This is a genomic window from Acidimicrobiia bacterium (assembly GCA_040881685.1).
Taxonomy (GTDB): domain Bacteria; phylum Actinomycetota; class Acidimicrobiia; order IMCC26256; family PALSA-555; genus SHVJ01.
The window spans coordinates 2,746-21,825 of record JBBECS010000044.1 but is presented as its reverse complement, the minus strand read 5'-3'; the positions used below and the strand labels follow the sequence as shown (position 1 = coordinate 21,825).

The 19,080-nt window shown below is 68.6% G+C and carries 20 protein-coding genes; 11 read left to right on the top strand and 9 right to left on the bottom strand.

Annotated features, from left to right (window positions below):
- The first annotated feature begins 27 nt into the window (after positions 1–27).
- From hisI to WEE69_11350, 3 genes are read left to right on the top strand one after another with little or no spacing between them, the layout of a single operon-like run.
- Positions 28–393: a phosphoribosyl-AMP cyclohydrolase gene (gene hisI / locus WEE69_11360; protein ID MEX1145891.1), complete on the top strand. Its 366-nt coding sequence runs from the start codon at positions 28–30 to the stop codon at positions 391–393.
- Positions 390–1,916, top strand: a complete 1,527-nt coding sequence (gene trpE / locus WEE69_11355) for an anthranilate synthase component I (protein ID MEX1145890.1) — start codon at positions 390–392, stop codon at positions 1,914–1,916. Before hisI ends, trpE begins: the two co-directional genes overlap by 4 nt.
- Positions 1,913–2,776: a glycine cleavage T C-terminal barrel domain-containing protein gene (locus WEE69_11350; protein MEX1145889.1), complete on the top strand. Its 864-nt coding sequence runs from the start codon at positions 1,913–1,915 to the stop codon at positions 2,774–2,776. Before trpE ends, WEE69_11350 begins: the two co-directional genes overlap by 4 nt.
- A gap of 32 nt (positions 2,777–2,808) precedes the next feature.
- On the opposite strand, the gene WEE69_11345 is transcribed toward WEE69_11350, so the two are convergent.
- The 4 genes from WEE69_11345 to WEE69_11330 form a co-directional block, all read right to left on the bottom strand.
- The gene (locus WEE69_11345; GenBank protein MEX1145888.1) at positions 2,809–4,236 is read right to left on the bottom strand and encodes a HAMP domain-containing sensor histidine kinase; all 1,428 of its coding nucleotides are present in this window, start codon (positions 4,234–4,236) and stop codon (positions 2,809–2,811) included.
- Positions 4,237–4,253: 17 nt separating this feature from the next.
- Positions 4,254–4,946, bottom strand: a complete 693-nt coding sequence (locus WEE69_11340; GenBank protein ID MEX1145887.1) for a response regulator transcription factor — start codon at positions 4,944–4,946, stop codon at positions 4,254–4,256.
- Between the two features lie 69 nt (positions 4,947–5,015).
- The gene (locus WEE69_11335; protein ID MEX1145886.1) at positions 5,016–6,191 is read right to left on the bottom strand and encodes a family 1 glycosylhydrolase; all 1,176 of its coding nucleotides are present in this window, start codon (positions 6,189–6,191) and stop codon (positions 5,016–5,018) included.
- A complete protein-coding gene (locus WEE69_11330) occupies positions 6,188–7,546 on the bottom strand; it encodes an MFS transporter (protein MEX1145885.1) in 1,359 nt (452 codons plus the stop codon). Before WEE69_11330 ends, WEE69_11335 begins: the two co-directional genes overlap by 4 nt.
- A 62-nt stretch (positions 7,547–7,608) precedes the next feature.
- On the opposite strand from WEE69_11330, the gene WEE69_11325 reads away from it, so the two are divergent.
- On the top strand, positions 7,609–8,424 hold the full coding sequence (locus WEE69_11325) for an indole-3-glycerol phosphate synthase TrpC (GenBank protein ID MEX1145884.1): 816 nt from the start codon (positions 7,609–7,611) through the stop codon (positions 8,422–8,424).
- A 17-nt stretch (positions 8,425–8,441) separates the two neighbouring features.
- Here the strand turns inward: WEE69_11325 and WEE69_11320 are convergent, their stop codons facing one another.
- The gene (locus tag WEE69_11320; GenBank protein MEX1145883.1) at positions 8,442–10,553 is read right to left on the bottom strand and encodes a glycogen debranching N-terminal domain-containing protein; all 2,112 of its coding nucleotides are present in this window, start codon (positions 10,551–10,553) and stop codon (positions 8,442–8,444) included.
- Positions 10,554–10,633: 80 nt separating this feature from the next.
- Here WEE69_11320 and WEE69_11315 point away from each other — a divergent pair, with 80 nt between their 5' ends.
- The gene (locus WEE69_11315) at positions 10,634–11,665 is read left to right on the top strand and encodes a glycosyltransferase family 4 protein (GenBank protein MEX1145882.1); all 1,032 of its coding nucleotides are present in this window, start codon (positions 10,634–10,636) and stop codon (positions 11,663–11,665) included.
- Here the strand turns inward: WEE69_11315 and WEE69_11310 are convergent.
- Positions 11,649–12,596, bottom strand: coding sequence for a phosphatase PAP2 family protein (locus WEE69_11310; protein MEX1145881.1), 948 nt, complete (start codon positions 12,594–12,596; stop codon positions 11,649–11,651). The genes WEE69_11315 and WEE69_11310 overlap by 17 nt on opposite strands.
- Before the next feature lie 57 nt (positions 12,597–12,653).
- Between WEE69_11310 and WEE69_11305 the strand changes: the two genes are divergently transcribed.
- The 4 genes from WEE69_11305 (at position 12,654) to WEE69_11290 (ending at position 15,742) form a co-directional block, all read left to right on the top strand.
- A complete protein-coding gene (locus WEE69_11305) occupies positions 12,654–13,346 on the top strand; it encodes a phosphoribosylanthranilate isomerase (protein ID MEX1145880.1) in 693 nt (230 codons plus the stop codon).
- A gap of 70 nt (positions 13,347–13,416) precedes the next feature.
- Complete coding sequence (trpB, locus tag WEE69_11300) at positions 13,417–14,652, top strand: tryptophan synthase subunit beta (GenBank protein ID MEX1145879.1); 1,236 nt, start codon at positions 13,417–13,419, stop codon at positions 14,650–14,652.
- A complete protein-coding gene (trpA, locus tag WEE69_11295; GenBank protein MEX1145878.1) occupies positions 14,649–15,419 on the top strand; it encodes a tryptophan synthase subunit alpha in 771 nt (256 codons plus the stop codon). Before trpB ends, trpA begins: the two co-directional genes overlap by 4 nt.
- Positions 15,416–15,742 (top strand): hypothetical protein, encoded by a 327-nt coding sequence (locus WEE69_11290; protein ID MEX1145877.1) that lies wholly within the window; start codon positions 15,416–15,418, stop codon positions 15,740–15,742. Before trpA ends, WEE69_11290 begins: the two co-directional genes overlap by 4 nt.
- 76 nt (positions 15,743–15,818) lie before the next feature.
- On the opposite strand, the gene WEE69_11285 is transcribed toward WEE69_11290, so the two are convergent.
- Complete coding sequence (locus tag WEE69_11285; GenBank protein MEX1145876.1) at positions 15,819–16,295, bottom strand: hypothetical protein; 477 nt, start codon at positions 16,293–16,295, stop codon at positions 15,819–15,821.
- Positions 16,296–16,418: 123 nt separating this feature from the next.
- Here WEE69_11285 and WEE69_11280 point away from each other — a divergent pair, with 123 nt between their 5' ends.
- Positions 16,419–16,979: a sigma-70 family RNA polymerase sigma factor gene (locus WEE69_11280; protein MEX1145875.1), complete on the top strand. Its 561-nt coding sequence runs from the start codon at positions 16,419–16,421 to the stop codon at positions 16,977–16,979.
- Positions 16,980–16,989: 10 nt separating this feature from the next.
- On the top strand, positions 16,990–17,637 hold the full coding sequence (locus tag WEE69_11275) for a zf-HC2 domain-containing protein (GenBank protein ID MEX1145874.1): 648 nt from the start codon (positions 16,990–16,992) through the stop codon (positions 17,635–17,637).
- 5 nt (positions 17,638–17,642) lie between these two features.
- Here WEE69_11275 and WEE69_11270 read toward each other — a convergent pair whose 3' ends face one another.
- Positions 17,643–18,431: a dienelactone hydrolase family protein gene (locus tag WEE69_11270; GenBank protein MEX1145873.1), complete on the bottom strand. Its 789-nt coding sequence runs from the start codon at positions 18,429–18,431 to the stop codon at positions 17,643–17,645.
- A gap of 5 nt (positions 18,432–18,436) precedes the next feature.
- Positions 18,437–19,080 (bottom strand): MFS transporter (locus tag WEE69_11265; GenBank protein MEX1145872.1); only part of this gene is annotated, 644 nt, incomplete at its 5' end.

The window sequence follows — 19,080 nt, the reverse complement described above, 5'->3', positions numbered from 1 at the left end:
GACGCCGGAGCGAAATCGACCATTGAGATGACGGGCCCTACCGCGACACCGATCGACGCCTCTGACGACCAGCTCGCCGCGATCTCCTGGAACGCAGACGGGCTGGTGGCGGCGATCGTGCAAGAAGAAGGAACCGGGCGGGTGCTCATGCTCGGGTGGATGAACGAAGAGTCGCTGCGCCGCACGTTCGCCGAGGGTCGTACGGTCTTCTGGAGCCGCACCCGCGGCGAGCTGTGGCGCAAGGGCGACACGTCGGGCGACCGGCAGTGGGTACGCGAGGCGTATTACGACTGCGACGGCGACACGTTGCTGTTCGTCGTCGAGCAGGAAGGGCGCGGTGCCTGCCACACGGGCGAGCGATCGTGCTTCTTTCGCGCGTTTGGCGACCAGTGAGCCAACCCAGCAACGTGCGGCCGTCGCGCGACGACTTCCGCTCGATGGCGCGGGACCACACCGTCGTCCCGGTGTGGCGCGAAGTGCTGGCCGACCTCGAGACCCCCGTCTCCGCCTTCGTGAAGCTCGTCGGAGCCGATGCGACCGGTCCTCCAGGCTTCCTGCTTGAGTCGGTCGAGCACGCCGAACGATGGGGTCGCTTCTCGTTCCTCGGCCGTGATCCCGCGTGCACGCTCGTGGTGCGCGGTCGGCACGTGGAGGTCGATGGCCGACTTCCCGACTCGGTGCCGCGTGACGCCGGAGCGCTCGCCGCCTTGGAGGCGCTGCTCGCCGCGCACCGGGCGCCGCAGGTTCCCGACCTCCCACCCTTTCACGGCGGCGTGGTCGGATACCTCGGGTACGACGTCGTGCGCGAGATCGAGCGGCTCCCGGAGGCACCGCCCGACGATCTCGGCCTGCCCGACGCCGTGCTCTCGCTCACCGGTCACGTCACCGCGTTCGACCACTTTCGCCAGCGATTGTCGCTGATTGAGAACGTGTTCCTCTCCCAGGAGCCCGACGTGGACGACGCGTACGACCGCGCGGTTGCGCGCCTCGATTCCCTCGTGGAGGAGCTCGCTCGTCCGCTGCCGTACACACCATCGCCGCCGCCTGCCAACGAGCTCACCGAGACGGCCGCGGTTCAGTCGACGATGCCAGGCACGATGTTCCAGGACGCCGTGGAAGCGGCGAAGGAGCACATCCTCGCGGGCGACATCTTCGAGATCATCCTCGCTCAACGGTTCACACTTGATGAGCCGGTCGATCCGTTCGACGTCTACCGCGTGTTGCGCCAGGTCAATCCCTCGCCGTACATGTTCTTCGTCCGCCACCCCGAGGCAACGCTCGTCGGTTCGTCACCAGAGCCCATGGTCAAGGTGATCGACGGCCGCGTGATCATCCGTCCGATCGCCGGAACGCGGTGGCGCGGTCAGACGGAGGAGCACGACCGTCGCCTGGCCGCCGAGCTCTCGGAGAACCCGAAGGAGCGAGCCGAGCACGTGATGCTGGTCGACCTGGCGCGCAACGACATCGGCCGCGTGGTGCGCTTCGGTTCCCTCCAAGTGGACGAGATGATGACGCTCGAGCGTTACTCACACGTGATGCACCTCACGAGTCAGTGCTCCGGGGACCTCGCCGACGGAAAGAACGCCGTCGACGTGCTGCGGGCGACATTCCCAGCTGGAACCGTGAGTGGTGCGCCCAAGGTGCGCGCCATGGAGATCATCGACGCGTTGGAGCCGGTGAAGCGTGGGCCGTACGCCGGCGTGGTGGGTTACTTGGACTTCTCGGGCAACCTCGACACCGCGATCGCCATTCGCACGATGGTGTGGCGGGGCTCGCAGGCCAGCGTGCAGGCCGGCGCGGGAGTGGTCGCCGACTCCGATCCAGCCGACGAAGACCTCGAGTGCCACAACAAGGCGCGTGCGCTCCTTACCGCGGCGGCCGCGGCCCGCAAGCTCACGCCGCTGGGATCATCGTGACGGCGTTGGTGGCGGATCGCTCGCCCCGCGGTCTCGTGGTGGTGAGTGGTCCCGATGCGACCTCGTTCCTCCAAAGCTTGGTGTCCCAGGATCTCGACGCGATCGGTTCGGGCGCGAGCGGGCCGTCGTTGTTGCTGACCCCTAAGGGCAAGCTCGACGCAGTCTTCCGGGCTACCCGGGTGGGTGACGACGAATGGTGGCTCGACACCGAAGCCGACTACGGACCGCGCCTGGCCGAGTCGCTCACGCGCTACCGCATCCGGGTGAAGGCCGACATCGAAGACCGCACCGCGTCGACGGGGCTGGTTTCCGCAATCGGGTTGGACGTCGCCGGAGGGTCGAACACGGTCACGATCCCAACGCGCTGGGGTGACGTCAACGGGATCGATGTGGTGGGCCCGGTTGGCGCGCTCGAGTCGGTCCTGCCGGATGCCGCGCGCTGTTCGCCGGAGGCGTTCGAAGCGTTTCGCATCGAGCACGGTGTGCCGCGTCTCGGCGTCGACATCGACGACACGACGATCCCGCAGGAGGCGTTCCTCGAGCGCGACGCCGTGTCGTTCACCAAGGGGTGCTTCCTCGGCCAGGAGCTCGTGGCCCGCATCGACACCCGTGGGCACGTCAACCGCTACCTGCGCCAGCTGCGCGTCGACGGCCCGGCCGTGCCTGCGCGCGGCGCCGTCGTGCACGCCGGCGACAAAGAAGTCGGCGCCGTCACCAGCGCCGCCTCGGTACCTGGCGAGGACCGGGTCGTCGCGCTCGCCATGGTCCGCCGCGAGATCAACCCTCCGGCCGACGTCACCCTCCGCTGGGACGGCGGACAAGCCCCAGCCCACGTTTTGGCGTCGATAGCAGTCGAATAGCGACTGTCTGCGACGCCAAAACCTTCGGGGGCTCAGCCTTCGGGTGCCGTGGGGAGGCGGACGACGAAGCGGGTGCCGCCGGCGTCGAGGGGCTCGCACGTGGCTTCGCCGCCCATTGCGCTGGCGAGCTCGTGCACGATGGCCAGACCGATCCCGGTGCCGACCTTGCGACCCGGCGTGGTGCGAGCGGTGTAGAGGCGGTCGAAGACGCGCCCGCGCTCGGCGGCGGCGATGCCAGGACCGTCGTCGTCGACCCGCAGCTCGACGTGCCCGTCGTCCCGGTGCACATCCACCACGACCGAGGTCGCGGCGTACTTCAAGGCGTTCTCCAAGAGGTTGGCGACGATCTGCGCGAGGCGCTCGGGGTCGGCGTTCGCCTCGACGGGTGAGCCCGGTGTGAGATCCAGCTGGACCCTGAGCTCGTGCGCCGCCGGCGCGAAGCCCTGCACCGTTGCCCCCACCACGGCGCGGGCGTCGACCGGCGCGGGGGCGAGTGAGAACTCGTGGGTGTCGAGTCGGGCCAGGTCGAGCAGGTCGGCAACCAGACGCTCGAGTCGTCGCGCCTCGGTAGCGATGACCCCCGCAGCCCTGGCGCGGTCGGTCGGAGACTCGATGACACCGTCGGCCATGCCTTCGGCGTACCCCTTGATCGACGTGAGCGGCGTGCGCAGGTCGTGGGAGATGCTCAAGAGGAACGCGCGCTCGTGACCACGGGCGGTCTCGAGCTCGTCGGCCATCGTGTCGATGCTGCGCGCCAAGCTGCCGAGCTCGTCGTTCGGCATCGAGGTCGCGTCGACGCGCGCCGAGAGGTCGCCATCGGCGATCCGGCCTGCGGTCGCTTGCATCGCCGCGATCGGCCGTGTCAGTCGGCGCGCGAGGAACGCCGACACCGCGGTGGCCACGATCAACGCGAACAGGCTGGTGAAGAAGAGGTAGGGGCCCGCGTCGCCGAGCGGACGGTTCTCCACGGCTTGGGTGAGCACGACGACGGGGGTCAGCCCGTTGATCGCCGTGATCGGCTGCGCGACGAACGCGGTGTCGTCCTCGACGCCGGACTGGCGTCGCCCGTGGGCGAGGATCGTCGTGTCGAGATCCTCGACTGCGAGGTTGCGGGGCAGCTCGACGAGCTGGGGGCCGGACGTGGAGCAGGGGAGCACACCGCCGAACTCCTCGCGCACGTCACCGACCTCGTCCACCGTCACCACGCTGCCCCCGGTCGCACGCAGGAGCCCGGCGATCAAGAGGCACAGCCTTCGGCCGGCGGGACCACCCTCGGGCGCCTGTGCAGCTTCTCGCCCGAGCGTGCTGAGCTGGCGGGCGACGGTGGGAGCCTGTCGCTCGAGATCGGCGATGGCATCACTGGCCGACGTGTCGCGGGCAAGGCCGGCCGCGCCGAGCGCGGCCACCGCCACAACGCCGAACGCGATCGCCACCCAACCCACCAGCCGCCGAGTGCGCAAGCGGCGCGCCGGTCTCCTCACGACGAATGCGACCCCGACTCCAACCGGTAGCCGACGCTCCTCACCGTGGTGATGTCGACCGCGTCGCCCAGCTTCTTGCGTACCTGCGCGATGTGCACGTCAACCGTGCGCGCGTCCCCGAACCAGTCATGACCCCAGACGCCATCGAGGATCTGCTGGCGTGACAACGCGAGACCTGGTCGCTCGGCCAGGAAGCGCAGGAGATCGAACTCCTTGGTCGTGAATTCGACGGCGGCGTCATCGACACGGACCTCGCGACGCCCCGTGTCGATGGTGACGCGTCCCGCCTGGACCACTTCGGCTGCCGGCGCGCCGTCCACGCGTCGCAAGACGGCCTTGACCCGTGCCACCAGCTCGGCCGCCGAGAAGGGCTTCGTGAGGTAGTCGTCGGCACCCAACTCGAGACCGAGGACGCGGTCGACTTCGTCGGCTCGGGCCGTGAGGAAGATGACGGGGACCTGCGACGACTGGCGGATCCGCTTGCAGATCTCGAGGCCGTCGATGTCGGGGAGCCCGACGTCGAGCACCACGAGGCGTGGCCTGTGTGTTCGCCAGGCGTCCAGCCCCGCTTCACCCGTCGCCGCCTTCAGCACCCGGAAGCCCTCGCGCTCGAGATACATGCCGACGAGGTCGGCGATGTTCGCCTCGTCGTCGACGACGACGATGGTCCCTCGTTGCATCTCAACCATTCTGATCCGCTTTCGTCCTGCGGATCTTGGATCCCAGAAGATCAGGAGAGTGTGAGCCGGATGTGAAGCTCAGCTGAGGCGGTTCGTCTTCACCACTTCACTCAACCAGCGCGCGCTGGGCTTGATGGCACGTTCCTGGGTCTGGCGATCGACGCCCACGATCCCGAATCGCATCCGGTAGCCGAAGGCCCACTCGAAGTTGTCGAGGAGCGACCAGTGGAAGAAGCCGCGCACGTCCAAGCCGTCGGCGATGGTCCGAGCCACGCCCGTGAGTGAATCGCGCAGATAGCGGACCCGCTGCTCGTCGTCATCGGTGCCGATGCCGTTCTCGGTGACGTACACGGGCACGCCCGTGACCTCGACGGCATGGCGGATCGCGGCTTCGGCAGCCGCGGGCCAGTACTCGTAGCCCATCGGGAGCACCTCGACACCGGGTTCCGGTCCGGTCACGCCCTTGGCGTTCACGCGGGTCCGTGAGTACGCCTGCACTCCGAAGAAGTCGTCGCCGCGACACGATTCGAGGTACACGTCCTCGTGATGGGCGCGGTATTGCTGCATGTCGGCTTCGACGCCCGGCTCGGCGGCCCAGTCGCTCATCGAGAGCGTGAGGCCCACGGGGAAGTCGCCCCGGCTGGCCTTGAGCGCCTCGAACGCGCGGCCGTGCGCGGCGATGAGTGTCTCGGTGGCCCGCGCGTACCTGTCGAGGTCCTGCGTAAGACCCGGCGGGAAGGCGCCCATCAGCCACCCCATGAGCGGAACGATGTTCGGTTCGTTGATCGTGCATGCCATGGAGATGCGGTCGCCCAGCGCGTCAGCAGCGTGCTCGCAGAAGCGGGCGAACCGCTCTGCCGTGACGGGGTTGGCCCAACCACCGTCGACTGCGGCCCATCGCGGCGTGGTGAAGTGATGGAACGTCACCACGGGTTTCAGCCCGCGCTCGTGACAAGCGTCGAGCATCCGTGAGTAGTGGTCGAGCTGCGAACGCGACCACTCACCTTCCTCTGGTTCGATGCGTGACCACTCGAGCGAGAAGCGGTACGCACCAAATCCCAGCTCCACGAGGATGTCGAGGTCGTCTGGGTAGCGGTGATAGTGGTCGCACGCGTCGCCTGACGGGTCTTCGCAGACCGTGTTTGGCGCGTGCTCCCACGCCCACCAGTCGTTGTTCCAGTTGCTGCCTTCCACCTGGTGCGCGGCGGTGGCGGTGCCCCAGAGGAAGCCGTCGGGGAACTCGATTGGTGTCATGGGGCGGATCGTACGGCCGTCACCCCGAGTCCCGCGGGGTCCTGCGGGAAGCGGCGCGACGTGACGATGCCGAGCAACGCAACTGCGAACATCAATCCGAACACGACGATGAGCGCGTCACGGCGTCCGCTCGCGCCGGCGACAGCCACGGCCACGATCGCTCCGCCGAGACCGGTTCCGAGCGCCTGACCGAGCCCGTCGCTCAGCTGGAGTGCCGAGGTGGCCGCGCCCTGGCTGCTCGCGTCGGCCTCGGACAACACGGTGGTCGAGGCTGTGCTGTACGACAGACCCATCCCGAAGCCGCCGATGCCCCACGCCACGCCCGCGACCCAGACGGGAACGGCGCGCATCAACGCGGTCGCCGAGAGCGCGATCCCCACTGCGACCAGCGCGATGCCGGCCGAGGCCATCGAGCGTCGGGTCCACCGACCGGAGCGGTGAGCCTGCAGCCAGGAGCCGCAGGTCCACGTGAGCGTGGCCGGCGTGAGCACGAGACCCACACCAACCGCCGAGAGACCACGCACGTTCGCCAACGTGAGCGCGAGGAACGCGTCGGCGCCGAAGAACGCAAAGGTCTCCAGCCCGCGTGTCGCGACCGCAGCTGGCATACCCGGTCGAGCGCGCAGCGTGCCGGCGGGCGTGAGCTTGCGAAAAGCGGGTACACCGAGCGCGACCCCGAGCACCACGAGCGGCGCACCCACGACGAGCGCGTCGGCTCCCAACCCGGCGACCAGCAGTCCCGCACCGGCGGCAAGGCGAACGGCGGCGCCCACCGGCAGCACCCCCTCGGTCAGGCGCGTCCCCGTGCCCAGCGTGCGCATCACCGGCAGACAGAGCGATGCCGCGATCACCGGAAGAACGGCGAGGCCCAAGAACACGAACCGCCAGCCTGCTTCTTCGGCGATCACGCCCGCGAGCGCCGGCGCCGCGAGACCCGGGACCACCCATGCGGTGGACAGGAGCGCGAACTGTCGCGGCCGCTCGTGCTCGTCGTAGGCGCGCCCGATCGCAACGTAGGCGGTTGCGACCATCGCTCCCGCGCCGAGGCCCTGGAGCGCGCGCCCCGCGACGAGCACGGGCATGGTGGGAGCGAGGCCGCACAGGAGCAAGCCGGCCATGAACAGCGCGAGGCCGATCGAGTACGGCGCTGCCGGGCCGTGCCGGTCCGACGCGTGCCCGGCAACGACGACGCTCACGAGGTTCGCCAGCATGAACGCGGCAAACGTCCACCCGTAGAGCTCCAACCCACCGAGATCGCGCGCCACTCGCGGCGCGATGGTGGCAACCGAAAGGGCCTCGAAGGCGATGACCGACACATTGAGCAGCAGCCCGATCGACAGTCGCCTTCGGTCCACCGCGCATCCTGGCACGATGTCGTGCCGGGTCTGATCCCCTTTCCTGCCACACTCGCGTTCCGATGAGTGCGCTCGACGAGATCCTCGCGAACAAACGCGACGAGGTGACGGTGCTCCACCAGCCGGAGACCCGAGAGGCGATCCGTCGCGGCGCGCTCGAATCCGGCCCGACCCGCGGCTTCGAGACGCGCTTGCGAGAGCAGGCCCGAGTCGCCGGCACGCTGGGTGTGATCGCCGAGATCAAGCGTCGCTCGCCCTCGAAGGGTGAGCTCGCGCCCAACCTCGACGCCGCTCGAACCGCGGCCGCCTACGCGACCGGCGGCGCCGCGTGCATCTCGGTGCTCACCGACGGCCCGTTCTTCGGCGGCTCCGTCCGTGACCTGCAAGACGCCCGCGCGGCGGCATCGGCCACGCCCGTGCTCCGCAAGGACTTCACGATCGACCCCGACCAGGTGTACGAGACGCGGGGGATCGGGGCCGATGCGATCCTGCTGATCGTTGCTGCCGTCCCCGACGACGGGATGCTGCGCGACCTGCACGGGCTCGCACTCGAGCTCGGTCTCGACGCGGTCGTCGAGGCGCACGACGAAGCCGAGCTCGACCGCGCGCTCGGCATCGGCGCCAGCTGCGTCGGTGTCAACGCGCGCGACCTCGAGACGTTCTCGGAGGATCTCGGCGTGGCCGAACGGCTGGTGGCCCGTGTTCCGCCTGAAGTGGTCGCGGTCGCAGAGAGCGCGATCCGAAGTGTCGATGATGCTCGACACATGGCTGCGGCGGGCTTCGACGCCGTGCTCGTTGGTGAGGCGTTGGTGCGCGCCGTCGACCCGGCCACACTCGTGCGCGATCTGGCTGCCGTACCAACGACCGCGCGCGGCTGAGAAGAGCAGCGAGCGCGTCAGCTCGCGCGTGGCTCGTCGAGCAGCTCGAGGCCGGGCGGGCCCTCGAATGCGACCAGGCGGTCGTCCGCGGCTTCGATCATGAGCTGCCCACCCATGAGGTCGACACCGTCGAGGCGGAAGCTCCCGATCCAATCGGGGAGCGCCGGCGCGAGATTGAGACGCTTGCTGCGCACGTCAGGCTCGAAGCGCAGGAGCGTGCGCAGCATGAGCAGGGGCGACGCGGCGGCCCACGCCTGCGGTGAGCACGATGTGGGGTACGCGACCGGGAACGAGTAGTCGGAACGCGAGAAGCCTGCGAATAGCTCGGGGAGACGATGACCGAACTCGCCGGCGGCACCGACGATGCCCTCCATCACGCGGTGCGCCTCTTCGATGAGGCCGTACCGCATGAGCCCCGCGGCGCAGATCGCGTTGTCGTGCGGCCACACGCTGCCGTTGTGGTAGCTGACGGGATTGAAGCGAGGCGTGCCGGTGGCGAGCGTGCGTATCCCCCAACCCGAGAACATGTCGTCACCGAGCAGCTGCTTGCCGACGAGCGGAGCCTTCTCATCGTCGACGATGCCGGTCCACAGGCAATGGCCCATGTTCGACGTCAGCGTGTCGATCGGCCGCTTGTCACGGTCGAGGCCCATCGCGAAGCGCCCGAGGTCATCGAGCCAGAAGTCTCGGTTGAAGCGGACCTTGAGATCATCGGCGCGCTCGCGCAGTCGCCGCGCCATGGCGTCGTCACCATGCTCCGTGGCGAAGTGCGAGCGCGCGAGCAGCGCGGCATAGACGTAACCCTGCACCTCACAGAGCGCGATCGGAGGCTCGGCGAGCCGTCCGTCCAGGAAGGTCGTGGAGTCCCACGAGTCCTTCCAACCCTGGTTCCTGAGCCCTCGATCGGACGTGCGCATGTACTCGACGTAGCCGTCGCCGTCACGGTCGCCGAACTCGTCGATCCACGTCAGGGCGCGGTCGGCGAAGGGGAGCAACGCGTCGACGTCCTCGGCGCGCGTCCCCCAGCGCTGCAGCTCACCGAGCACCATCACGAACAACGGTGTGGCGTCGACGCTGCCGTAGTAGACGTTGCCCCCGCCGAGCGACAGTCGCGCGCTCTCACCGAACCGCATCTCGTGGAGGATCCGACCCGGTTCCTCTTCGGTGAGCGGGTTGACGTTCTCGCCCTGGTAGCGGGCAAGGGTCTGGAGCGTTCCGAGCGCGAGGTCGGGATCCACGAGCATCGACATCCACGACGTCAGCAGCGAGTCGCGCCCGAACACCGTCATGAACCACGGCGCACCGGCGGCGACGACCGTGCGGTCAGGGTGCTCGGGATCGAAGAGCCGCAGCGCGGCGAGATCTTCGGCCGAGCGGTCGTAGAGCCGTGCGAGCTCGATGTGGTCGGTAGTGAGGGTCGGCAGGTTGTGCCGCCACGCCTCGAGTCGCGTGCTGGGGGCGGCACGCTCGACCGGGTGGCCACACTGATGGCGCGGCGTCACCTCGACGTCATCGATCACCGGGGTGACCTGAAGGCACACCGACCAGTCGTCGCCCGGCGGCACGATGATCTCGTAGCTCGCGGTCGCCGACCCCACGATGCGTGGCGGCTGTGAGAAGTCGAGGTGTACGGCGCGGCGGAAGGCACCCCGCGTGTACGTGTGGGTGATGCGGCTCTCGTGGTGCTCGACTTGGAGGTCACCCACCTTCTTGACGCGGCCTTCCTTGACCTCGAAGAGATCTGCGAAGTCACAGCCGATCTCGAACTCGAGATGGCAGAAGGCGGATTCGGCTCCGTAGTTGCGGATGACCACGTCCTCACGCATGCCGCGTCCGATGAAGCGTTGGCGCGTGACGACGAGGCTCGAGTCGGCGCGCCCGTGCTCCGGTGAGGCCTGCACCACGAAGGTTGCGCTGAAGGGATCGACCAGGTGCGCCGCGAGCGGCTCGGGCCATTCGCCGTTGATCTTGAGGCTCAGCTCCGCGAGGAACCGAGTGTCGCGGAAGAACAGGCCGTGAGGATGGCTCGTCATCATGTCGCCCGACGGCAACGAGATGCAGAACGCCGAACCCTCGACCAGCGTCACCGCCGCGGAGTCGAGAGGTGACGTCGCACCGGAGGTCCACATGCGAGCCACGGGCCCATTGTGACAAGCGCACGGGTGCTTCCGGTGCCACCAACCCCGTCTGAGCGTGAGACGATGACCGGGTGCGCATCGCCGAGATCGCTCCGCCGTGGTTCACCGTCCCTCCTCGCCATTACGGCGGCATCGAGCTCGTCGTCTCGCTGCTGGCCGACGGGCTGGAGGCCCGCGGCCACGAGGTGACGCTGTTCGCCTCCGGGGGCTCGAACACCAAGGCGGAGCTCGTGAGCCCGCTGGACGATCCTCCTGATCCGTCCCTCCTCGGCAACATGTGGTTCGACGCGTTCCATGCGCTCTCGTCGTACCTCGACGTCGGCCGGTTCGACGTGGTGCACGACCATTCCGGGATCGTGGGCCCCTCGCTAGCCGCGGTGCTCGGCGGCCGCCCACCGGTCGTGCACACGCTGCACGGACCGTGGACGGAGCCGACCCGCCGCTACTACTCGCTGATCGACCAGCGGGTGCACCTGGTAGCGATCAGCAACGCGCAGCGGCGCGACAACACGGCGTTGCGGTATGCGGCGACGGTGCACAACGGGATCGATCTCGACGCCTATCCGCTCCGCGAAGCCAAGGACGAGTTCCTCGTCTACGTGGGGAGAGCCAACCCGGACAAGGGGACGACCCGCGCCATCGAGGTGGCGCGCCGGGCCGGACTGCCGCTGGCCATGATCGTCAAGAAGGCCGAGCCGTTCGAGCGCTCCTACTGGGACGAGATCGTCGTGCCGCTCCTCACCGACGAGGTCGAGGTGTACGAAGCGGTGCCGCACGAGGTCAAGGTCGACCTGTTGTCACGCGCCAAGGCGATGGTGTTCCCGATCGACTGGCCAGAACCCTTCGGTCTGGTGATGGTCGAGGCCATGGCCTGCGGCACGCCCGTCGTCACGTGCCCGGCCGGTGCCGCGGTCGAGGTCGTGGTGGACGGTGTCACGGGATATCTGCGCGAGTCGATCGATGATCTCGTCGAAGCCGTCCACGCCGTCGACCGCTGTGATCCGAACGCGTGCCGCGAGCACGTTGTCGAGCACTTCTCCGCCGATCGGATGGTGGATGCGTACGAGGTGCTGCTCGGCGAGGTGGCTAGCTCGGCGTCGTGACCGCGTTCGACGGCCGGTCGAGCAGCCGGCTGACGATGACGAAGATCACCACGGCGTAGAGCCACCCGAGCAGGACGTCGCTCACGTAGTGCTCGGCCCCGTATACGAGCATGAAGATCATCGCAGCGTTGTATGCGAGCGCGAGCCAGCGCCCGCGCGGTGCTCGCCGCCATACGAAGAGCAGCATCAAGAACGGCCAGGCCGCGTGGAGGGAGGGGAGTGCCGCCACCGGGTTGGCCACGTTGGTGTTGCGACCGGCGAACGCATCTGCGGCGCCGGATACCCCGAGCGCCTCCCAGACCCGCTGCACGACCCGGATGGTCGGCTCGAGGTCGCCCTTCTCGCTCGCGTACCACGGTGGTGCGGCTGGCAGGATGAAGTAGGTGACGAAGCCGGCGAGCGACACCGCCAGGATCACCATCGCGAAGCGGCGAAAACGCGGGCGGTCGCGCAAGTAGAGGTAGAGGGCGAAGCACGGCGTCATGACGAAGTGCGACAGGTAGACGCAGAACACCGCGTAGTCCCACGGGTGCGGCCGTTTGCGGACGTCGAACCAGTCTTGGAGCAGCACGGTCGGTGCGGTGCCGCCGAACACGATCTCGTCGAAGCGCAACTGTGGTTCAATCACCGCGCGGGGCACGAGCTCTCCGGCGAAGCTGCGAACGAAGTCATAGCCCGCGAGGATCACCAGCACCGGCAGCCAGTCGATGATCACCTTTGCGATCGGATGCGGGTTGTACGCGCCGGCAAGAACGATGGCGACCGCGAGCCAGAACCACATGTACTGGCGCTCGGGAACCGAGAAGGCGATCGCCACCACGATGGAGGCCGCGAGATACGCGCCAACGATCGGGAGCCGGTAGCGCACGAGCCACGCAGCGGCGCTCGGCAGCTTGGCTGTCGTCGTCTTCTGCTGCGTCGCCGGTCCCATGAGCGCCGAGAGCGTAATGGTCAAGCCCCGTAGCGGGCGTCCGGTACCGTCGTACGTGTGTTCGTGAAGATCTGCGGCATCGCGAACGAAGAGGACGCGCTGCTCGCCGTCGCGCTCGATGCTGACGCGCTCGGCTTTATGTTCGCGCCCGGGAGCCCACGCCTCGTCTCGCCGGCCGATGTGGCTCCGATCCTGCGGCGCCTGCCCGCGACGATCACCACGATCGGCGTGTTCCGCGACGAGCGGCCCGAGCGGGTCGTCGATGTGGTGAACAGCCTTGGGCTCGGCGGCGCCCAGCTGCACGGGCGCGAGCCTGCATCCGAGGTGCGCTGGGTTCGTGAGCGCGTCCCGCTCGTGATCCAGGGCTTCGCTGCGGGTGACCCCGGGATCGCCTCGGTGGCCGATGGCGGCGCACAGATCGTCCTCGTCGATGCCCCGGAACCAGGCTCTGGGCGCGTGTTCGACTGGTCGCTGGCCGAGGGCGTGCCTCCCGGCGCGCGGCTGCTGCTCGCGGGGGGCTTGACGCCCGACAACGTGGCCGACGCGATCCGGCGCGTGCGGCCGTGGGGCGTCGACGTGTCGACCGGCGTCGAGACCTCACCTGGCTCCGGTCGTAAGGACGCGGCTCGGATGCGCCGGTTCATCGAAGCTGTGCGCGCCACCGCCGACGAGCTCGCCGTCGATGGTTGGGATCCCGACGACGGATCCTTCGGACCCTACGACTGGCAGGTGGACGAGCGACCGGCGTAACCGAAACGATTTGGTCGTTCGGCAGGGTGTGGTGTGACCTTGTCGTGAGAGACGCCAACTGAGGAGTGTGATGGGGATCGCGCGCGGAGCGCCGGTACGGCTCGAGGGTTCGGGGCCGGTACCGACCGGACTCGGCCGCTTCGGCGAGTTCGGCGGTCGGTTCGTTCCTGAATCGCTCGTCCCGGCGTTGGAACAGCTCGAAGAGGCCTTCCGGGTCGCGTGGGCGTCCACGGAGTTCCGCGACGAGCTCGCGCACCTGCTTACGAACTACGCGGGCCGGCCGACGCCCGTGACCGAGTGTCGCCGGTTGTCGGAGCGCCTCGGTGTGCGCGTGCTCCTCAAACGTGAGGACCTGACGCACACCGGCTCGCACAAGATCAACAACGTGCTCGGCCAAGCGCTACTCACCCAGCGCATGGGGAAGCATCGGTTGATCGCCGAGACCGGCGCCGGTCAGCACGGTGTTGCGACCGCGACCGCTGCCGCGTTGTTCGGGCTGGACTGCACCGTCTTCATGGGTGCTGTCGATGTCGAACGGCAGGCACTCAACGTCTGGCGGATGAGGCTCCTCGGTGCCGAGGTCGTGCCCGTGGAGTCGGGGAGTGCCACGCTCAAGGATGCGATCAACGACGCGCTGCGCGACTGGGTGGGGACCGTCGAGGACACGCACTACTGCATCGGCTCGGTCGTCGGGCCCCATCCCTACCCGTGGATGGTTCGCGAGTTCCAGCGCATCGTCGGTGACGAAGCGCGCGAACAGTGTCGAACGATCCTGGGCGGTCACGATCCCGATGTGGTCGTGGCCTGCGTCGGAGGCGGCTCGAACGCGATCGGCACATTCGCGGGCTTCCTGGACACGAGCGCGCGCCTCATCGGCATCGAGGCGGCGGGCCTGGGTCTCGAGAGCGGGCAGCACGGCGCGTCGATCACGCGCGGGGTGCCCGGTGTTCTCCATGGCGCGCGTTCGTTGTTCCTCCAGAGCGAGGAAGGCCAGATCCTCGAGGCGCACTCGATCAGCGCCGGGCTCGACTACCCGGGCGTCGGTCCTGAGCACGCCGCGCTCGCTTCGGAGGGTCGCGCCGAGTACCACTCGGCGACCGACGACGAGGCGCTCGGAGGGTTCCAGGTGCTCTCGGCCACCGAAGGCATCGTGCCAGCGCTCGAGCCCGCCCACGCGATCGGTTGGCTCGCCCGTGAGGCGGGGCACGAGGTGCCATCGGGCTCGACCGTGCTCGTGACCCTCTCGGGACGCGGCGACAAGGACGCCGCGCAGGTCGCCGAGCGCCTCGGAACGGAACTCGGTTGAGACTCGAAGCACACCTGCGCGCGCGTCGCGACGCGGGCGCCAAGCTGCTTGTTCCCTACGTGACCGGCGGGCTCGGGCCGGATTGGCTGGACGTCGTGCGGGCCGTGGTCGACGCCGGCGCGGACGCCGTCGAGATCGGCATCCCGTTCTCGGACCCGGTGATGGACGGTCCGACGATCCAGGAGGCGTCGCAGCGCGCACTCGACGCGGGTGCGACTCCGGCCACGATCGTCGCCGAGGCTGCGAAGCTCGACGTCGATGCTCCGCTGGCCGTCATGACGTATTACAACCCGGTGCACCACACCGGGCACGAACGATTCGCGGCATCTCTCGCCGACGCCGGCATCGACGGCGCGATCGTCCCGGACCTCCCTCTCGACGAGCTCGATGGGTGGGGCGACGCAGCCGACGCCGCCGGCATCGAGACCGTGCTCCTCGCGGCGCCGACCACTCCCGACGATCGCCTCGCCCGGATCTGCGAACGTTCTCGAGGGTTCGTCTACGGGGTGTCGCTGCTCGGCGTGACCGGCGAGCGCGACAGTCTCGCGGTGAACGCAACCGACATGGGCCGGAGGCTCAAGGCCATGACCGACCGCCCGAGCCTTCTCGGCATCGGCATCTCGACCGGGCCGCAAGCGGTGGAGGGAGCCGCGGCGGCCGATGGTGTGATCGTCGGCAGCGCCCTCATCAAGCGGTTGTTGGACGGTGACGGCCCGGAGGGCGCGGGCGCGTTCATCGGCGAGCTGCGCAAGGCACTGGACGAATGACCGAACCGTCGTTCCCACCCTCTGACGAGTGCGACCTGTGCGAGGCCGCTCGCATCACCGAGTGGTTCCACGAGGATGACGTGTGCTGGATCGCGGAGTGCGAGATCTGCGCCGTGCCCATGGTGGTGTGGCGGGTGCACCACACCGAACCGTCACCCGACGCCCTCGACTACATGCACACCCGGCTGGCTGAGGTCGTCGGGACGCACTTCGAGTTCGAGCACTACGTCGATGACAACATGCGCAACATCCCGGACCACTACCACGCGCACGCCCGACCCAAGGGCGGCTTCTTCGGTCACGGTCTGCGTCGAAAGCAGTAGGCGCGCAACGGTGGGCGGCCAGGAGGCCGCCCACCGCATGCGGGGGGGTTGGAGATTCGGTTCTCAGTACGCCTGGCTAGTACCCGTACCCTCCCGTGGGCGGGTTCGTGTCCGGCTTGTCTTCGGAGCTGACCTTGCTCCCGGATCTCGAGAAGAACGCGAACTTCATTCCCTCACCGATGTGAATGTTGCAGTACCCGGGCACGGGCTTGCCGTTGGCCGGAATCTTGACGTCCACCGTGATCGAGTCGTCCTGGGTGATCGTCTCGTCGATGTCCTGGCTATCGATGGTGAACGTGTGTTGCTCGGCGCCGTCGTTCGTGACGGTGACGGACACCGTCTCGCCCTTGACACCCTTGATGAACGTGGCGTCGAAGAAGTAGTCGTCGGCGCTGATCTCGATCGCGCCGTCCTTGACCTTCTCCGTTCCCTTGTTGTTCACCTTGCCCTCGAGCTTGACCGGCTTCTTCTTCGTGGGCCCCCACGCAGCCGCCGGCAGGGCGATGCTCGCAGCCGCGGCGAGGGCGACGAAGATCACGAGCGCCTTGCGCATGGCGGTCCTCCTTGGGTCTCGAGGGGACTACGGGTCTGGGCGACGAACGGATTGCCTCTGCCGGGGTAAGTTCCCGGAGGCCGGGCATGTCAATCCGCTGGCGCCGCTCGGCCGTATTCCGTCATGTGGTCCGTTGCCGACGATGCCTTGCTGGCCGGGATGGTGGCCGGCGATACCGGGGCCGCGGCGGCGTTCGTCGCCCGGTTCCAACGGCGCGTGTTCGGTCTGGCGATCACGATCGTGGGCGACCCCCGCACGGCCGAGGACGTCGCCCAAGAAGCGCTCGTGCGGGCGTGGCGCCACGGCGCCGCCTACGACCCGAGACGGGGGAGCGTCGCGACCTGGCTGCTGGCGATCACGAGGAACCTGGCAATCGACGTGATGCGGGTCCGGCGCCCAGCGCCGATGGACCCGGACGCACTGGTCGAGCTCCCCGTGCGCGACGGCGCCGCCGGACCTCCCGAGCTCGCCGCGATGCACGAGGACGGCGACCGGCTACGTCAAGCACTCACGACGCTGCCCGACGACCAGCGGCGCGCCATCGTGCTCGCGGGCATCGCCGGCTTCAGTGCGCGCGAGGTAGCGGAATCGGAAGGCATCCCGCTCGGCACCGCGAAGACCCGCATCCGCACCGCGATGTTGCGATTGCGGTCCGTGCTTGTCACGCAGGAACGTGCCGAATGAAGACGGGCCGATGATCAGCTGCGCGACGGCCCGTGAGCGTGCACCCGAGCTCGCGCTCGGCATCCTGGACGGTGCGGAGCGTGCCGAGCTCCTGCACCATCTCGTCGACTGCGCCAACTGCCAGGCGGTCGTCGCCGAGCACAACGAGATTGCCGACCTCTTGCCGCAGCTCGCACCGCAGGTCGACGCGCCGCCCGGGTTCGACCGGCGCGTGCTCCGCGCCTTTCGCGGCGAGCGCCGACGCATCACGCGCCGCACGCTTACGGCGGTGGCCGCGGCTATCGCCGCAGCCACGATCACCAGCATCGCCGTGGTCAGGGTCATCGATGCAGACGACGAGCGCTCGGTCGCTGCACCTGAGCTGCGCACGGTCTCGATGATCGGCGCCGGCGGAACCCCAGTAGGACGGCTCACCGTTTCGGCCGGCACGCCTGCTGCCCTTGCCGTGAGCGTCGACTACGCGGTTCCCGACGGTGGATACACGCTGCGCTTGCGCATCGCTGGTTCCGACACCGGCGAGAACCTCGGGACGATCACGATCGTGGACGGTCGCGGGCAGTGGAACGGTCGAGTGTCGATCCCCGCTAGCGGCCACCCGACGGTGGCGCTCGTCACCCCTGCCGGCGCGACCGTGTGCGAGGCACAGCTCTCCGACTGACGGGGCTAGGCGCGCAGACGCTCTTCGAGGAAGGCGAGCACCCGGTCGAGCGCGGCTCGGGTCGGGTGACCCGGCGTGTCGACGAGGTGCTCGGTTAGCACGGAATGGGCAAAGCGTGAGATCCCGTTCGGGTTCCCGCGTGACGAGTCGATCTCCACCGCGATGAAGGCGTCGCCGAGCTCCCGGTGGAGGGTCTCGAAGCGCTCGGCGGGAACCGCGAGATCCTTGGTGAAGCGCAACCCGAGGACGCACGCACCCTGCGCGCCGCGCCGCTTGACCTTCTCGAGGTCATCATCGCTGACGCCGAGCGCGGCCTTGCGCTTCTTGCCGATCGGGAACGGCGCCGACGGTTGGCTCAGCACCGGCGCCAGCATCCGTTCGTCCACCATCATCCCGAGCGCGAACCCGCCGGTGAAGCACATGCCGACCGCACCTACCCCAGGGCCGCCGCACTCGGCGTGGGCCTCCGCGGCGAGTGCGCGCAGCCAGCCGATGATGGGGCTGGTTCGGTCGAGGGCCAACGCGGCGAACTCGCTCGCGACGCACGCCCGGGTGAGGGACCGGATCACGTAGCCAGCGGACATCTTCTGTCCCGGCGTACCGAACAACGAAGGCATCCGCACCGAGAAGCCGCGGTCGACCAGGCGTTGCGCGAAGGCCGCAACTGCTGGCGTGATCCCGGGAACTTCGTGGATGACGATCACCGCGGGACCGCCTCCGGCTCGAAACACCTGCCGGTCGAGGCCCTCGTGAGTGAACGTCGACTCGGTGAAGGCGCTCAGCGCATCGCTCATCTCGATCACACCTCCGAAGGGCTGATCTCATCGAGCCTACGAGCGCGGGTCTCCGGGAGGCGGGGGACGAGGAAGAAGGCGGCAACGAGAGGTGCCACGCCGAGCATCGCGATCGCGGGTCCGAGCCCGCCGGCCACGTCCTTGAGCCGCGGTGCGAGCAGAAGCCCGAGCGCGGCGCCGGCCACGCCGCATACGAGCAAGAACCCGTTGGACGTGCCTCGGGCTTCAGTAGGGAAGAGCTCGTTGTTCGTCGTGCCGAGGCTGATACCGGCGCAAGCCGCCGCGACGATGGAGACGGTCGGCATGATCCACAACAGCGCGCCGCTGCCGAGGAAGAACGTGACTTGGAACAATGTGGCGACGAGAAGGCCCCCGATGATCACGAGGCGTCGGCCGCGCGACTCCGCTAGACGTCCGGCGACGACGACACCGATCACGCCCGGAACGCCGGCTGTGACCCCGCGCAACAGCGCGATCTGCGAGTTGGAGAAGTCGTGCGTGTGTGTGAGGTAGCGGTTCGTGAGTTGCGAAGAGGGCGCGCTGAACAGGTTGACCAGGAAGCCGACCAGCCCCAGGACGATGAACCGTCCGCCGTATCGACGGTCGAACGGCTCGAGGAGCCGGGCCCTCGCGCTCGCCCTCGACCTCG

Excerpts from the sequence above, each read along its gene's own strand:
- WEE69_11335 (MEX1145886.1), bottom strand. The coding sequence starts at position 6,191 with ATGACACCAATCGAGTTCCCCGACGGCTTCCTCTGGGGCACCGCCACC.
- WEE69_11340 (MEX1145887.1), bottom strand. The coding sequence starts at position 4,946 with ATGGTTGAGATGCAACGAGGGACCATCGTCGTCGTCGACGACGAGGCG.
- WEE69_11320 (MEX1145883.1), bottom strand. The coding sequence starts at position 10,553 with ATGTGGACCTCCGGTGCGACGTCACCTCTCGACTCCGCGGCGGTGACG.
- WEE69_11270 (MEX1145873.1), bottom strand. The coding sequence starts at position 18,431 with ATGAGCGATGCGCTGAGCGCCTTCACCGAGTCGACGTTCACTCACGAG.
- WEE69_11280 (MEX1145875.1), top strand. The coding sequence starts at position 16,419 with ATGTGGTCCGTTGCCGACGATGCCTTGCTGGCCGGGATGGTGGCCGGC.
- WEE69_11310 (MEX1145881.1), bottom strand. The coding sequence starts at position 12,596 with ATGGGACCGGCGACGCAGCAGAAGACGACGACAGCCAAGCTGCCGAGC.
- WEE69_11290 (MEX1145877.1), top strand. The coding sequence starts at position 15,416 with ATGACCGAACCGTCGTTCCCACCCTCTGACGAGTGCGACCTGTGCGAG.
- WEE69_11275 (MEX1145874.1), top strand. The coding sequence starts at position 16,990 with ATGATCAGCTGCGCGACGGCCCGTGAGCGTGCACCCGAGCTCGCGCTC.
- trpB (MEX1145879.1), top strand. The coding sequence starts at position 13,417 with ATGGGGATCGCGCGCGGAGCGCCGGTACGGCTCGAGGGTTCGGGGCCG.
- WEE69_11325 (MEX1145884.1), top strand. The coding sequence starts at position 7,609 with ATGAGTGCGCTCGACGAGATCCTCGCGAACAAACGCGACGAGGTGACG.
- hisI (MEX1145891.1), top strand. The coding sequence starts at position 28 with ATGACGGGCCCTACCGCGACACCGATCGACGCCTCTGACGACCAGCTC.
- WEE69_11285 (MEX1145876.1), bottom strand. The coding sequence starts at position 16,295 with ATGCGCAAGGCGCTCGTGATCTTCGTCGCCCTCGCCGCGGCTGCGAGC.